This is a genomic window from Rhizobium sp. L1K21 (assembly GCF_024055895.1).
Lineage (GTDB): Bacteria > Pseudomonadota > Alphaproteobacteria > Rhizobiales > Rhizobiaceae > Ensifer_A.
Genome location: NZ_JAMXLE010000009.1, coordinates 20841 through 34227, shown reverse-complemented (window position 1 = coordinate 34227; position 13387 = coordinate 20841). Strand labels below are relative to the sequence as shown.

Below are 13387 nucleotides of genomic sequence, written 5' to 3'. Positions count from 1 at the left end.
CGACAATCGTGCAGCTTACCAGACAATTGAGGGCTCTCGTGAGCAGATTAGCCTTTACGGTATTGCCAAGTTGTTTGTCATTGGATGCAAAGTGGCGTGGCCCCCGCTTTTTCAAGCGGTCATTTCTGCAGTTTAGTCGCTCACGATAACACCGCGTTCAGCAACAAGGTCTTCCACACCGACCGTGCTGAGAGCAAAGCGATGATAAGCCCACACCGCCCAGGCGACAACTTCACGCGGAAAACGAAACCCCTTCAGACCGGGAAAGTGCTTGGTATTTTCATGCTGCGCACCTACCCGAAACAAAAAAGCAGCCAAAAACTTGGCAATAGCTGGGCACGATGAACATTCCAAATTTTGGTGCGACTTTTGACGTTCGACAGGCTGGAAATGGATGTCCATTTCAAATCGCGACAAAGACAAAAAAGCCAACTTCGATCTAGACAGGCTTAAGATATAAATATAGCTTTATGAGCTAAATCGACATCCGTCGAGTTTGTCGAGGCTCATTTGGGAGAACTGAAATTACTACGAACGCTCAATTCGAAAGCCTTACCATCCAAAAGGCCGGCAAAGTCGCCACCGTCACACTCAACAATCCGCCTGTCAACGCCGTGACATTGGCAGTATATCAGGCGCTTGCCGATTGTTTCCAGGCCGCAAACGATTGGGGAGATACAAACTGCATCGTCCTGACGGCGGCAGGCAGTAAAGCCTTTTGTGCGGGACTAGATCTCAACGAATTTCTTTCAGCGACGATTGAGGACGATCCACGCAGAGCGCGCGTCATCCGGCGTTGCTTTGAAAATATCCGCAAGTGCACAATTCCAACCATAGCTGCTGTCAACGGACCTGCACTTGGTGCAGGTGCCGTGATCGCTTCAGTATGCGATATTCGGATTGCCGCAGAAAACGCGCGATTTGGTCTGCCTGAAATCAATGTTGGACGCTGCGGAGCAACAGCGCATTTGGGACGTCACCTGCCTCAAGGCGTCCTGCGACGCATGTTCTTTACAGGCCAGCCTATCGACGCACATGAGGCCAAACGCTGGGGCTTCGTTGATTCCATTGTGCCGATTGAGCAACTGATGGAAGAGGCGCACGCTCTCGCGGCCCTTATCGCGGCAAAGGCGCCCTTAGGACTGCGCCTAGGAAAAGAGGCGCTGAACGCTGTCGAATTCATGTCTGTTGAAGACGGCTATCAGTTGGAACAGAGTTTCAGTACACGTTTGATGGCAACGGAAGATGCCCGCGAGGCATCGCAGGCTGTGGTTCAGAAACGCGCACCTGTGTTCAAGGGCCGCTGAAGGCGAAGGACCCCCAAAATGCGGACGCAGACCATCAAAGAAGTGGCTGCCCTTGATGGCAGCTCTGCCGTGAAGCTTGACATTGAAAACGGTATACTGGTTGCCACTATCGACAATCCTCCGGTCAACGCGGGTTCCTGGGGCGTGCGACGCGGCCTTCTGGAGGCCTTGATGCAGGCACGGGCCGCCGGAGGGATTGAGGCCATCGTAATCATCGGTGCCGGCAGCACATTCATCTCCGGATCAGATATCCACGAGTTTGCCCAACCTCTTCGAGAGCCCACAGTTCCGCAGGTAATCATGGCAATCGAAGATTGCCCCAAACCAGTCGTGGCGGCAATCCATGGGGCAGGCCTTGGCGGTGGCTATGAGATTGCACTTGGTTGTGATTATCGTATCGCCGATAAGGAAGCCGTTGTTGGCCTGCCTGAGGTGCGCCTTGGCATAATACCAGGCGCAGGTGGAACACAACGGTTGCCGCGACTGACCGGCATGAGCCGCGCGGTTGAGTTGATAACGTCGGGCCGTCGGGTTGGCGCGCATGAAGCGGTTGAGCTGTCCATGGTCGATATTATAGCAGACGGTCCGCTGCGGGCAGCTGCGGTAAATGCTGCCAAATCACTGCACGGCAAAAAACGGCGGCTCCGTGACTATTCAATTCCCGCTGAACCACCTGAAAAAATTGACGCTGCACGGTCAAAAGCGCTCCGCGGCGCAAAAGGATTGGCGTCCGTCCCTTGCGCTCTCAAGGTGCTCGAGCAAACACCGCTCATGGATTTTGATAGCGCGCTCGCGCTCGAGCGCTCGACTTTCGAAACACTTCGCTATGGCGAACAGGCATGTGCATTGCGCTATCAGTTCTTTGCCGAACGAAGAGCCCGGCAGGTGGAAGGTCTTGAAGCCTCCACTTCACGCGATATCGGCAAGGTTGGCATTCTTGGTGCCGGCACAATGGGTGCGGATATAGCAATCTGCTTCCTCGAAAGCGGTTATCGAGTGACTCTGATTGACCGAACTCAAGATGCTCTTGATATCGGCGTATCTCGAATTCATGCGCATTTTCAAAGATCGTCAGCGAAGCAAGACAGGGTCAAAGCGACCGCTTCGAGACAACTGGCCAGCCTGAGGGCTACAACGGACATTGCCGCACTCGCAGAGGTAGATTTGCTACTCGAAGCGGTTTTCGAGGATATGGACGTCAAGATTGCGGTTATGCAGCAGTTGGGGAAACTAGCCAAGCCAGGAGCAGTCATTGCTTCAAACACCTCATATCTCGACCTTGATCGGCTGGCTGCGGCCACCGGCAGGGCGCATGACGTTGTTGGCCTCCATTTCTTTAGCCCCGCGCATATCATGAAACTGCTTGAGATCGTTCGCGGTCGAAAAACATCGACCCCCGTTTTAGCGACAGCGCTTGCCCTGGGCAAACAGCTCAAGAAGAGCCCGATAATCTCTGCCGTCGGTGAAGGCTTTATCGGAAACCGCATCTATTCCGCGTACCGTCGGCAATGCGAATTGATGGTTCAGGAGGGCGCTTCACCATGGGAAATCGACATTGCACTTGAAAACTTTGGTTTCTCCATGGGTCCATTCGCAGTGTCAGATATTTCAGGGCTGGACATTGCCTGGAGGACGCGTCAGCGCCTTGCCTCTAAACGCGACCCGCGCGAACGTTACGTGAAAATTGCTGATCGTCTTTGTGAAGCCGGACGCCTCGGTCGCAAGACAGGTGCTGGTTGGTATGATTACGGCAGCGCGGACAAGCGCGGAATAGCCTCCGTCGAAACGGAGCGGATTATCTCCGAATGCAGAACTGAAGACGGCTATGTAGCCCGCCTCTTCTCCAGCGAAGACATTGTCACCCGCGCACTGATTTCGATGGTAAATGAAGCGGTCAACACTCTCAGCGAAGGGATTGCGAGCCGTGCATCGGACATAGATTTGGCGATGGTTAAGGGTTACGGCTTCCCTGCTTATCGCGGCGGACCACTTTACTGGGCGGCAAGCCGCCCTCCAGGCTTTCTGGAGGATGCGCTAAACGATCTTGAAAAAGTCACCGGTTTTGGTTTCAAGAGAGGCAATCTTTGCCTCTTGCGCGCGCTCCAGTCGCATACCCAATCCGAGCAGCCTACTTAATCAGCTTCATGTCAATTCGTACCATGTCGCCACGGTAAAGCCCATTTGCAACCAAAAGCAAATCACCTTTTGTATCGACGGCCAAACGCTGGACTTTGGCGATTGGCCCGCCCAAAGCGATGTCGAGCATCGATGCCGTTTCGAGATCGGCCGAATCCACAGTCAGATATTGGCGGGCGTCGACGATTTTTACGCCTGGCAGATCGGAAACAAGACGCATCGCCGTGGTTTTGGAAAAATTCTCCTCAGGAATCACACCTCGCAAACGTTCGTCCACAAATACGTCAGCGACGAGAAACGGCACGCCGGCCCGCTTATGAAGTCGTCGGAGGTGGCGATAGGCTGGCACCACATTTCCAACTTCAAATCCTGATTGATCCAGCGTCTGATTGGGCGTATCCGACAGAATTGAAATGTCGGCATCGCTCCTCGACATCAAAAGACCATTCCAGTCTGTGTGGACCTCGCACCACAGGTTTCGCTGCGGCTTTCCCCTCACGAACGTCCCTTTGGCGCGGAAGCGTTCGATCAGTCCTTCCTTTTCCAAGATGTTGAGCGCCTGCCGAATGGTCATGCCGGCAACGCCGCATTGCTTCGCCAACTGATCGACGGTGGGAATTTGCGAACCGACGGACCACTGGCCGTTTTCCACCCATTTGCGAAACATGGATGCAAGCTGGATGTAGCGGGAAACGTTGCTTTTCTCCAATGCGTTAGCCGTTTGGGATTTCAGGCTCACCTCTGACATATTCACGTCCTCTCACTCTTCATAGTCATCATATAGACTTTTGATTTTTACATGAAAAGACTCTATAAGCGGCCACATCATTCGGTTGGTCTGCAGAATCGTTGCAAGACTTCTGGAGGGATGCCGAAGTTGACCGTTGCCGATCTAGTCATTGACGCCGCCTAGACGGGAAACGGCACAGCATCATGTAGGGCAGGCAGGTAGAATATGCCGCCTTCAACATTTGGCAATTCGCATTCCAAACCTTCAGGCAGAGGCACGCGATGCGCATTCAGTGTCATGGCCACCAGCGAGTAATAACCGACAACCGCGGTCAGTTCCACAACACCCGTCTCCCCCCAGCGCTGACGAACTGCGAGATGCGCGGCGTCAGACACGTCACCAGAGGTCAGGAGCTGACGCGTATATTCGTAGATTTCGGCCGCAGCCGGATCACCACCGAAGGCAGGCCGCTCGCCACAGCGTAGAGCTTCGATAAGCGTTTCGGCTACACCGGCGCGGCGTGCCTCACGCCGATGAATGGCAAACTCGAGAAGACAACTCCAATGACGCGCCGTTGCGAGTATGGCGATCTCGTTCAACGCGAATGGCAGGCTTGTCTCGTAACGCAAAACCTGTCCGAATTTCTGCCATCTGTCCGCAAGCACCGGGTTGTGCAGCGCCGCCTTGAGCGGCCCGACCAGCATGCCGCGAGGGCCTGAAACAATATCTTTGAAGACAGCCAGTTGCGCCTCGGACATCGCCTCGGGAGACGGAAAGCTAATCCTGCTCGTCATCGATAATCCTCTGGGCAAAGTCCAAGTTCAGCAAGAATTGAAGCGGTATCCGCGCCCAGTAACGGCGGTGCCCGTTCGAAAGCCAGCACAGAACGTGCAAAGCGCAGCGGCGAAACGACCTGTGCGACCTCGCCGTTCACCGGGTGCGGCAAGTGGCGCAGCATTCGGCGATGCTTGACCTGCTCTTCATCAAACACCATGGGAACGGTGTTAATTGGCCCGCATGGAATGTTGTGTTTGCCAAGGCGGCTGAGCCAGTCCGCCAGATCCCGTGTCGCCAAACGATCGGCGATGATCTTGTGCAGGCGGTCCAGATTTTTTACCCGATCGGCGTTCTTTCGGTAATGTGGATCGGCGGCAAGTTCCGGCATTTCGATTGCCTCGGCAAATCGGACGAATTGCTCATCGTTGCCGACCGCCAGCACTATGTGTCCGTCACGCACAGGAAACACATCTTGCGGCTGAATATTCGGATGCTTGTTGCCACGACGCTGCGGCGTCTTACCGGAGACGAGATAGTTCATCGCCTGATTGGCAAGCATTGCAGTAGCAACGTCCAGCATCGCAAGATCAATATAGTCGCCCTTGGCGCTGCTGTTGCGCTCGGCCAGTGCCGCCAGAACGGCGATGGCTGCATACATGCCGGTCATGATGTCAACGATCGGCACGCCGACTTTCTGTGGCCCGCCGCCCGGCATATCATCGGGCCCGCCCGTTACGCTCATCAGACCGCCCATGCCCTGGATCATGAAATCGTAGGCGGCAGCCGATGCCAATGGCCCGTCCTGGCCAAAACCCGTTATGGAGCAATAGACAAGCTTCGGGTTGAGCGCACGCAGCTGCTTTTCGCCAAGGCCGTAACGCTCCAGCGTGCCGACCTTGAAATTCTCCAACAGGATGTCCGACCGCGCAGCGAGCGCACGCACGACATCCTGGCCCTCCCGCGTGGTTAGATCCAACTCGATCGAACGTTTGCCGCGGTTCACGGAAAGATAATAGCCGGATTCCGCCGTCAAGTTGCCGTCGCGATCTTTCAAATAGGGTGGCCCCCAGCTACGGGTATCGTCGCCTGCCCCTTTACGCTCAACTTTAATGACATCGGCGCCAAGATCAGCCAGAATCTGAGCCGCCCAGGGGCCGGCCATGATACGGCTCAGATCGAGAACGCGAATATTGGAAAGTGGTCCAGCCATGTCATTTACCAGTTAGTTTGAAGGCCGCCGGCAGACTGTCGCCCGCAGGCAAATCATCGACGATTTCGGTGGAGGAGAATGCCGGGCGCGCTCCGATATGGGCATACCAGGCAGCAAGAGCAGGAAAGGCCTCCCGCCAACCTGTGCCCGGCCAGCGAAATTCAAGCTGCCCAAGCGCGCAAAAGATGGCGATATGGCCAAGACCAAGCGACATGCCGCGAATCTCCCCCGATTCCGCCTCAAGCCTGGCGAGTACGGCACGAACCTTCATTTCAAATCCGGCCATTATATCCGCGTCGGCCTTGTCCCCGCGCAGCCGCTCGATACGCCAGAGCAGAAGAATATCCGTCAAGCCATCTCCCAATGCTTCCCACACTGCCTGCTGGAGCCGCGCAGCCGGCGTTGTTGGTTTCAGCATTCCAGCGCGCTCTGCCAGATGAGCGCAGATGACGCGGCTGTCGAAGAGCGCCCTGCCGTCTTCGAGGATCAGGGTAGGAATTTTCCCCAGGGGATTCTCAGCCAGCACCATCGGGTCGGGCGGAGTCTGCATGGCAACGGTTGTGCGGACGCATTCCACCTCTTCGGCCTGACCCGTCTCCTTGAGAACAATCATGACTTTGCGCACGAAGGGTGACCGCGGCGACCAGTGTAACGTCATCATGTCAGACGATCCAGAAAGGAGAGCATGATTGCGTTGAAAGCTTCGGGCTTTTCAAAACAAGGCACATGCCCGGCTCCAACAACAGTCTCAAACGTCGCCGAAGGAATCGTTTCAGCCATCAAGCGCATCGTCTCTGGAAGCTGACCGTCGTTCTGGCCGGCGACCAGTAAGGTCGGGACGTCAATTTTCGGAAGAACGCTGCAGAAATCAAAATCCGCCAATGCGCCTGCGCAGGCTGCAAAGCCCCCGAAAGCAGTCGCAGACATCATGGAGAACAGTTCAGCAGAGAGCGGCTCATCCGGTTCAGCAAGCCAACGCCGCGCTGCAGTGGCAGCATAGCCGTGCATTCCAGTCGTCCGCGCTTCAGCAATGCGAGCGGACCATTGTTTTTGCCCACCCGGCGCAGTCTTTGGCTGACCATCGCAGAGCATAAGGCCCGAGAAGCGTTCAGGCGACAATGAAAATGCCGCCAAGCCGGTGGGGACGCCCATAGAAAGCCCCACAAATGCCGCGCGCTCAACTGCGTAATGATCGAGCAGGGCGATTACGTCAGTACCGAGACGATGAAAATTGGTCGCCCCGGACGCGCATCCAGACGCTCCATGACCGCGCTGATCATAGCGCAAGATATTCCAGTCGCCCGATAATATCGCTGCCTGAGAGCTCCATATTCGCCAATCGGTCATCAGGGAGTTGGAAAAAATCACCCATGGCCGATCACCGGCGGCGAACTGGCAATAGGCTTTCAGATCAACACCGTCCGACATTTTAACGTCCTGGCGGATGCTCTCCTGCGCGGGCCGCTGTATTGTCTTCGGATGCGTCATTACAATCCTCCCTCTCTCTATCGTTTAATAAACTAGTCTTATGATTTTTATAATGCAAGCCTCTTTCTGCTTAATGTGCGCTTTCGCTTCACGAGCGCGCGGGATCAGGCAAGTGGCTTTTTGATTGCGCCTATATATCATTAATGTAGCTTAATCATATATTCTAACCGAATATTCAAGGATAACCGCGTGAGGCAGGCGCTCGAATCAAAAAAGATCGTGCAAAACGCATGATTCATTTTCGGGGTCCGCAGATCCTGAGGGCCTGTCATTGAAGGGAGACATGAAGACTATGTTGAACACTGAGACCATCATTCTCAACGATAACGTCAGGCTCGTTTGCTATTCAGGTGGGCACGGTCCGCTGGTCGTTGTTCTTCCATCAATCGGACGGGGCGTCAACGAACTGTGTCCTTTTGCGGAAGCCTTAGTTGGGGGAGGTATGCGCGTGATACTGCCGGAGCCGCGCGGAATCGCCGGCAGTCTCGGTCCATCGGATTTCACGCTCTATGATTTGGCAGACGACATCGCCGCTGTGATTGATGTGGCAGGCGGCACGCCGGCCATCATTGCGGGTCACGCATTCGGCAACTGGGTCGCCAGAATGACTGCAACGCGGCATCCACAGAAGGTTTGTGGTATCGTGCTGCTGGCTGCGGCGGCGCGCAACTGGCCACGCAGCATCGCATCCGATATCGAGCTTTGTAGCAATTATCAGCACAGTCGCGAAGAACGACTTGCGGCTTTGCAGCGGGTATTTTTCGCGGGCGGCAACGATCCGCAGGCGTGGCTCGACGGCTGGCATGGGGACCTTCTTGCAAGACAGAGGGATGCGGCAGCCAAAGTTGCACAGTCTGTCTGGTGGACATCCGGCATCGCCCCCATTCTCGATTTGCAGGCCGCCGAGGATCCGCTTCGTCCCCAGGAGACTGCCGATGAACTCTTTCTGGAATTACCCGATCGGGTGACTGTGAAAAGAATTCCTGGCGCAAGCCACGCCCTACCGTTTGAACGCCCGAAAGAAGCTGCGCGAGCGGTTCTCGACTGGTTGTCCGCAGGCGACATTCCTGAATTGGGCGGAAGGAGGAGTGTCCTATAAATTAAAAACATATATTTATGATTTTTTATTGACCTTTTGTTGCGGGCGCTGTTATCTGCTGCCCATGGAGAGGCGCTGAACCTCGGCGTATGCAAACGAGGTACCGTCGGTAAGAGGATGCTTTTCCAGTCCCGGCAACGGCGAAGTTCGAAGGAGGTTTCAATGCAGCACGAACACTATGAAAGCATCTGGTCGCATCTGACAAATACCGCATTCCGGCAAGACTGGGTGGATGTGGACGGGATCAGGACCCGATATGTCCACGCCGGGTCTGGCGACAGGCCAACCGTTGTTTTCGTTCACGGGATCGGTGGTTCGTGGGAAGCCTTTTGTGCCAATATCGGACCCTTTGCCGAACATTTTCAAGTTTTTGCGCTTGACTGCCTGGGAGCCGGTTTCACCGACAAGCCGGAGCAGGACATCTATGAGATGAGCGACTATGTTCAACACCTTCATGGATTCTTTGCTGCCCTTGGCATCGAAAAGGCATCGCTTGTCGGAGTTTCCATGGGCGGCTGGCTGTCTGTCAACTTCGCCCACACATACCCTCGCATGGTGGACAGGCTCGTTCTTTGCGCAGCTTCGGGCATGCGACGCGAACCGAGCTACACCCCGCCAGCGGCAACCTCGATCGCAAATGATCGTTCAAAAGCGATTGATGATCCCTCGTGGAGCAATATTGCCAACATCTTCACGGACCTTATCTTCGATCCGGCCAAGCGCAATGCTGACTTCATCAAACTGCGCCAGACCGTTTACCGCCAGCCAGAGATGAAAGGCGCGATGAAACGTATCCTGGCTATCACACGGACGGAAAACTTCAATCGTAGCGCGTTGAGCGACGATGAGTGGCGCGCGATCGAGAAGCCGGTCTTACTGGTGGAGTCCGCCGACGACAGCGAGCATTTTCGAAAAAATACACAGCGCGCCCACGGATTGCTGAGCAACAGCCGCATAGTCTCCATCAGCAAGGTCGGCCATTGGCCACAGTGGGAGGACCCGGAAACCTTCAACCGCGAGGCAATCGTCTTTCTTCGTGATCGCTGACACGCTTCTGAAAATATGCAAACATCGAGGAGGATGGAATGCCGCAGAAACCCAAGACATTCCGCATGGTCTATATGGATTTTTCAAGCGCAAGACTGGAAGAGGATTTGCGTTTCTATTCAGAAATTATGGGGCTGCGGCAAGACGGACAGGCAACCGCCGACCGTACCTGGCTGAGTCTCGGTTTCGACCATCACAATCTCAGTTTCCGGAAAGGCGACAATTCAGGTCTGGAAGCGGTGGGTTACCAGCTTGCCGCTGACATCGATCTCGACAGCATGGCGAAACATCTCGATGCTGCAGGCTTGGCTTATACCCGCAAGAGCGATGCGCGTCCCGGCGTAGACGAATTGATAGAGGTCGAACCTATTGGCGGCCATTCGGTTCATTTGATCTCGGCGATCAGCCAGACCGAAGGCACCATGACGACAACGGGGGTTGCTCCCCTGCGGCTTGGCCACTTTGCTGTCGCCAGTGCCGAAGGGGCTGCCATCAAACGCTTCTATACCGAGGTTCTCGGATTCCACCGAACGGACGCTTTCGGTGACGTGCTGGATTTCTATACCTGCAATTACGAGCACCACGTTCTCAATGTGGTGGAAGCACCGACGGCGCATCGCCTCCACCACCTCGCATTTCAATTGCGGGAAACCGGATCGCACGTGAACGCCGCCGATCTTCTGGCGCGAGACAGCAAGCCCATCGTCTGGGGGCCCACACGCCATACGGCGGGTCACAATATCGCAAGCTATTTTCAGGATGATTCCAAGCGCCTGGTGGAGCTCTACACGGAAATGGATGTGTACCTGCCTGACCTCGACATGATGGAGCCGCGGCCTTGGCACGAGGAAATACCAATGCGGCCTCGCCGCTGGGAGCGTGGAGATGTTGCTCACTGGCGCACAAAATTTGCGGTTGAGCTCTCGCAGTTTTGAAATAGAAAACCGCCCGATTGCAGTCGGGCGGTCTTTCCAGAATTCGCAGACACCGTTCGAACGATGCCCGTCTCAGGAATGCATTACCGTTCGCCGGCTTATCGCCATGTCTGAACGTTGTTCATGCCCGTGATAGAGCCGTTTCGGATCTGACACTGTTGCGCAATATCCCGATATTGGAGATTTCGACTTCCACAACGTCGCCGGGTTTCATCCAAAGTGGCGGGTTTCGCGCCATGCCTACACCCGATGGCGTGCCGGATATAATGATATCACCGGCTTCCATGGTCATAAAGGCACTCAGGATTTCGATGAGGCTGGCAACATCGAAAACCATATCGTCGATGGGCGCTTTCTGAACGGTCGTCCCGTTGAGCCGTGTTTCCAGCATCAGTCCTTTGCAGCCGGCGGGCAAGGCATCAGCTGTGACGACGAAAGGCCCCAGTGCACCGGTGTGATCGAAATTCTTCCCAGCTGTCCATTGCGGTGACTTAAACTGGTAATCCCGAAGTGAAGCATCGTTGCAGATCGTATACCCAAATACATGGTTCAGGGCATCTTCTTTGCGTATTTTGCGACCGCCCCGTGCGAGAACAACAGCCAGTTCGCCCTCATAATCGAATTGATCCGACTCGTCCGGCTTGACGAGAGACGCTTCGTGTCCAATCAGGCTGGTGGCAAATCGAGCAAAAAGTGTCGGGTATTCGGGCTGAACAAAACCGCTTTCCGCCGTGTGATCAACGTAGTTGAGTCCGACGCAAATGATTTTGGGCGGTCGGCTTAGCGGCGGCAGAAACCGTACGTCTTCGGCGTTCAGATGCCGACCTGAAGAAAATATCTGTTCCGCCAAGTCTTTAATGCCGTCCGGATCGGCGGCAACGAGATCGTCAAGACCTCTGGCAAAGGCAGTTGCTGCGACCGGAATAGCGTAAAGGTCGTTGCCGCGTTTGAGCGCAAGGCAGGTTTCACCATCCGTTTCCACCATTGCAAAGTGCATTCTTTGTTCCTTCTTGGGTTTAACATTGTTAATTGGATACAGAATCTCGCCCGGGTGAACGCGCTCGACCAGGCATAGGCGCAGGCCGAGCTTCCCTTCCCCCGGCTTATGGGGCCACGGTTTTGCGATAGGAGTCCAGCAAGGTGCTTGGTGAACCGGTGGCAAAAACGTAGAAATCGGGGCGGATCAACACGGCTTCGGCACCGTGTGCTTCCAGCCAGGCTTCAAGCTGTTGCCGGAACGGTTCCAGCTCGGGGCGGTCGACGGCGCTGAGCCAGATGTCCTCTATCGAACCCAACGCGGCGAGTTGCGAAAAATGACGTGAAATGAGCGTCGGTCGGCCATCGCTCAGATCGTCGAACCTAAGACTTTTAGCACCATCTTCACGCGTCGGCTGTGGGAAGAGCTGACCGGCACCTGGTTGATCGGCAATGAAAAAGCCGCTTTCGAGCGGAGGATAGGACATTGGTGGAGGTGGCACGCTACCGGCTTTGCGCTCGGCCAACATCAGCGTGTCGCGGGCTGTGGCCCGCTCCACATCCGTCGTGCATACGATCTGCCCAAGCCGTATGGAAGAATTGATCATGAATTCCACTTGAGGCTTGCGCTCCTCCTCATAACTTGCCAATAGCGGCTCACTGGCCCGGCCGGCCAGGACAAGATCGATACGCCATGCGAGGGCAAAGGCATCCCGCAAACCCGAACAGAACCCCTGCCCTGCAAATGGCGGCATCTGGTGAGCGGAATCCCCCGCCAGCAGAACCCTTCCCTTTTTCCACTGTTTGGCAATCAGCCCATGGAATCGATAGAGCGCGAGTCGCTCGATCGGATCGTTACGGGTGACGCCGCAATTGGAAAGAAGGGTCCGAACGAACTGTTCATCTTTCAGCGCTGCAGGATCGTCGTCCGGCAGCACCATGAATTCCCAACGGTAGCGTCCCGGACCCATCTGCATGTAGGTGGCCGGTCGTTGTGGATCGCAAATCTGCACGTTTCTGTCGGGCAGACCTGAAAGATCGTCGGCAAGGAAATCGACAACGAGCCAAGGTTCGTCGAAACCGAAATCCTCTAGTTCGACACCGAGTTCGGCCCGAACCTGACTACGCGCACCATCGCAGCCAACTAGATATTTGCAGCGCACGTTTATCGTTTCGTCGTTGCGCTGAAATTCGGCGCTCACTCCGGATTCGTCCTGGGTCAGCGAACGGAATGTGTAACCGAGAAGCAACGTTCCTGCGGGCGATACCTCTATCTGCTCCCGCAATGCCTCTTCGATCGCTGGCTGATAAAAGGTAACATTGGGCAGCCAGCCTGATGGATGACGGCCGGTGCTTCGATCATAGCTCAAAAGGGTCTCGCCTTCGGCGCTCAAGAAATCGTAATAGGGAGAAAACCGTACATGCGGCGCGATTTTGTCGACCAGCCCCATACGCTGGAATATCCGCATGATATCCCCATCAAATCCGACGGCACGCGGTAACGGATAAAGTTGCAGGTCGCGTTCGACGGCAACGACGGAATGACCTTTTTGTGCAATCAGCGCCGCTACGGCGGCGCCGACAGGACCAACGCCGACGACAAGCACGTCGCATGTGATTTCTCTTTTGGACTTTTGCGTTGACACGTCTTTCACTCCGCACATCTTTGATACCGTCCGACAA

At 55.4% G+C, this 13387-nt stretch carries 12 protein-coding genes and 1 pseudogene; 5 read left to right on the top strand and 8 right to left on the bottom strand.

Translation table 11 applies throughout. From position 1 onward, the window contains the following. Positions 1–138: 138 nt before the first annotated feature. A pseudogene (locus tag NHF56_RS21060) lies at positions 139–284 on the bottom strand (IS6 family transposase); the annotation flags it as partial. Positions 285–524: 240 nt separating this feature from the next. Here NHF56_RS21060 and NHF56_RS19605 point away from each other — a divergent pair. Both NHF56_RS19605 and NHF56_RS19600 read left to right on the top strand, forming a co-directional pair. Next, entirely contained in the window at positions 525–1307 is a 783-nt protein-coding gene (locus tag NHF56_RS19605) for an enoyl-CoA hydratase-related protein (protein ID WP_373456351.1), read from the top strand. A gap of 18 nt (positions 1308–1325) precedes the next feature. Further along, positions 1326–3443 carry a 3-hydroxyacyl-CoA dehydrogenase NAD-binding domain-containing protein gene (locus tag NHF56_RS19600; RefSeq protein ID WP_252807752.1) on the top strand — a complete coding sequence of 706 codons (2118 nt, stop codon included), beginning with the start codon at positions 1326–1328 and terminating at the stop codon, positions 3441–3443. Here NHF56_RS19600 and NHF56_RS19595 read toward each other — a convergent pair. The 5 genes from NHF56_RS19595 to NHF56_RS19575 all read right to left on the bottom strand — a co-directional run bounded on the left by NHF56_RS19595 (position 3436) and on the right by NHF56_RS19575 (position 7648). Further along, a complete protein-coding gene (locus NHF56_RS19595) occupies positions 3436–4182 on the bottom strand; it encodes a GntR family transcriptional regulator (RefSeq protein WP_252807749.1) in 747 nt (248 codons plus the stop codon). The genes NHF56_RS19600 and NHF56_RS19595 overlap by 8 nt on opposite strands. 170 nt (positions 4183–4352) lie before the next feature. Further along, the gene (locus tag NHF56_RS19590; RefSeq protein WP_252807747.1) at positions 4353–4967 is read right to left on the bottom strand and encodes a carboxymuconolactone decarboxylase family protein; all 615 of its coding nucleotides are present in this window, start codon (positions 4965–4967) and stop codon (positions 4353–4355) included. After that, complete coding sequence (locus tag NHF56_RS19585) at positions 4964–6160, bottom strand: CaiB/BaiF CoA-transferase family protein (protein ID WP_252807745.1); 1197 nt, start codon at positions 6158–6160, stop codon at positions 4964–4966. The genes NHF56_RS19590 and NHF56_RS19585 overlap by 4 nt, the downstream gene beginning before the upstream one ends. A gap of 1 nt (position 6161) precedes the next feature. Next, positions 6162–6821 carry a glutathione S-transferase family protein gene (locus tag NHF56_RS19580; protein ID WP_252807743.1) on the bottom strand — a complete coding sequence of 220 codons (660 nt, stop codon included), beginning with the start codon at positions 6819–6821 and terminating at the stop codon, positions 6162–6164. Continuing rightward, positions 6818–7648, bottom strand: coding sequence for an alpha/beta fold hydrolase (locus NHF56_RS19575; protein WP_252807741.1), 831 nt, complete (start codon positions 7646–7648; stop codon positions 6818–6820). The genes NHF56_RS19580 and NHF56_RS19575 overlap by 4 nt, the downstream gene beginning before the upstream one ends. A 295-nt stretch (positions 7649–7943) precedes the next feature. Between NHF56_RS19575 and NHF56_RS19570 the strand changes: the two genes are divergently transcribed. The 3 genes from NHF56_RS19570 (at position 7944) to NHF56_RS19560 (ending at position 10729) form a co-directional block, all read left to right on the top strand. Continuing rightward, complete coding sequence (locus tag NHF56_RS19570; protein ID WP_252807739.1) at positions 7944–8747, top strand: alpha/beta fold hydrolase; 804 nt, start codon at positions 7944–7946, stop codon at positions 8745–8747. A gap of 162 nt (positions 8748–8909) precedes the next feature. Further along, positions 8910–9794: an alpha/beta fold hydrolase gene (locus NHF56_RS19565; protein WP_252807737.1), complete on the top strand. Its 885-nt coding sequence runs from the start codon at positions 8910–8912 to the stop codon at positions 9792–9794. A 38-nt stretch (positions 9795–9832) separates the two neighbouring features. Then, positions 9833–10729, top strand: coding sequence for a VOC family protein (locus NHF56_RS19560; RefSeq protein ID WP_252807735.1), 897 nt, complete (start codon positions 9833–9835; stop codon positions 10727–10729). Between the two features lie 121 nt (positions 10730–10850). Here NHF56_RS19560 and NHF56_RS19555 read toward each other — a convergent pair whose 3' ends face one another. Both NHF56_RS19555 and NHF56_RS19550 read right to left on the bottom strand, forming a co-directional pair. Next, complete coding sequence (locus NHF56_RS19555) at positions 10851–11726, bottom strand: fumarylacetoacetate hydrolase family protein (RefSeq protein ID WP_252807733.1); 876 nt, start codon at positions 11724–11726, stop codon at positions 10851–10853. 106 nt (positions 11727–11832) lie between these two features. Further along, a complete protein-coding gene (locus NHF56_RS19550) occupies positions 11833–13350 on the bottom strand; it encodes a bifunctional 3-(3-hydroxy-phenyl)propionate/3-hydroxycinnamic acid hydroxylase (RefSeq protein WP_252807731.1) in 1518 nt (505 codons plus the stop codon). Positions 13351–13387 lie beyond the last annotated feature (37 nt).

Excerpts from the sequence above, each read along its gene's own strand:
- NHF56_RS19580 (WP_252807743.1), bottom strand. The coding sequence starts at position 6,821 with ATGATGACGTTACACTGGTCGCCGCGGTCACCCTTCGTGCGCAAAGTC.
- NHF56_RS19585 (WP_252807745.1), bottom strand. The coding sequence starts at position 6,160 with ATGGCTGGACCACTTTCCAATATTCGCGTTCTCGATCTGAGCCGTATC.
- NHF56_RS19565 (WP_252807737.1), top strand. The coding sequence starts at position 8,910 with ATGCAGCACGAACACTATGAAAGCATCTGGTCGCATCTGACAAATACC.
- NHF56_RS19560 (WP_252807735.1), top strand. The coding sequence starts at position 9,833 with ATGCCGCAGAAACCCAAGACATTCCGCATGGTCTATATGGATTTTTCA.
- NHF56_RS19555 (WP_252807733.1), bottom strand. The coding sequence starts at position 11,726 with ATGCACTTTGCAATGGTGGAAACGGATGGTGAAACCTGCCTTGCGCTC.
- NHF56_RS19590 (WP_252807747.1), bottom strand. The coding sequence starts at position 4,967 with ATGACGAGCAGGATTAGCTTTCCGTCTCCCGAGGCGATGTCCGAGGCG.
- NHF56_RS19575 (WP_252807741.1), bottom strand. The coding sequence starts at position 7,648 with ATGACGCATCCGAAGACAATACAGCGGCCCGCGCAGGAGAGCATCCGC.
- NHF56_RS19600 (WP_252807752.1), top strand. The coding sequence starts at position 1,326 with ATGCGGACGCAGACCATCAAAGAAGTGGCTGCCCTTGATGGCAGCTCT.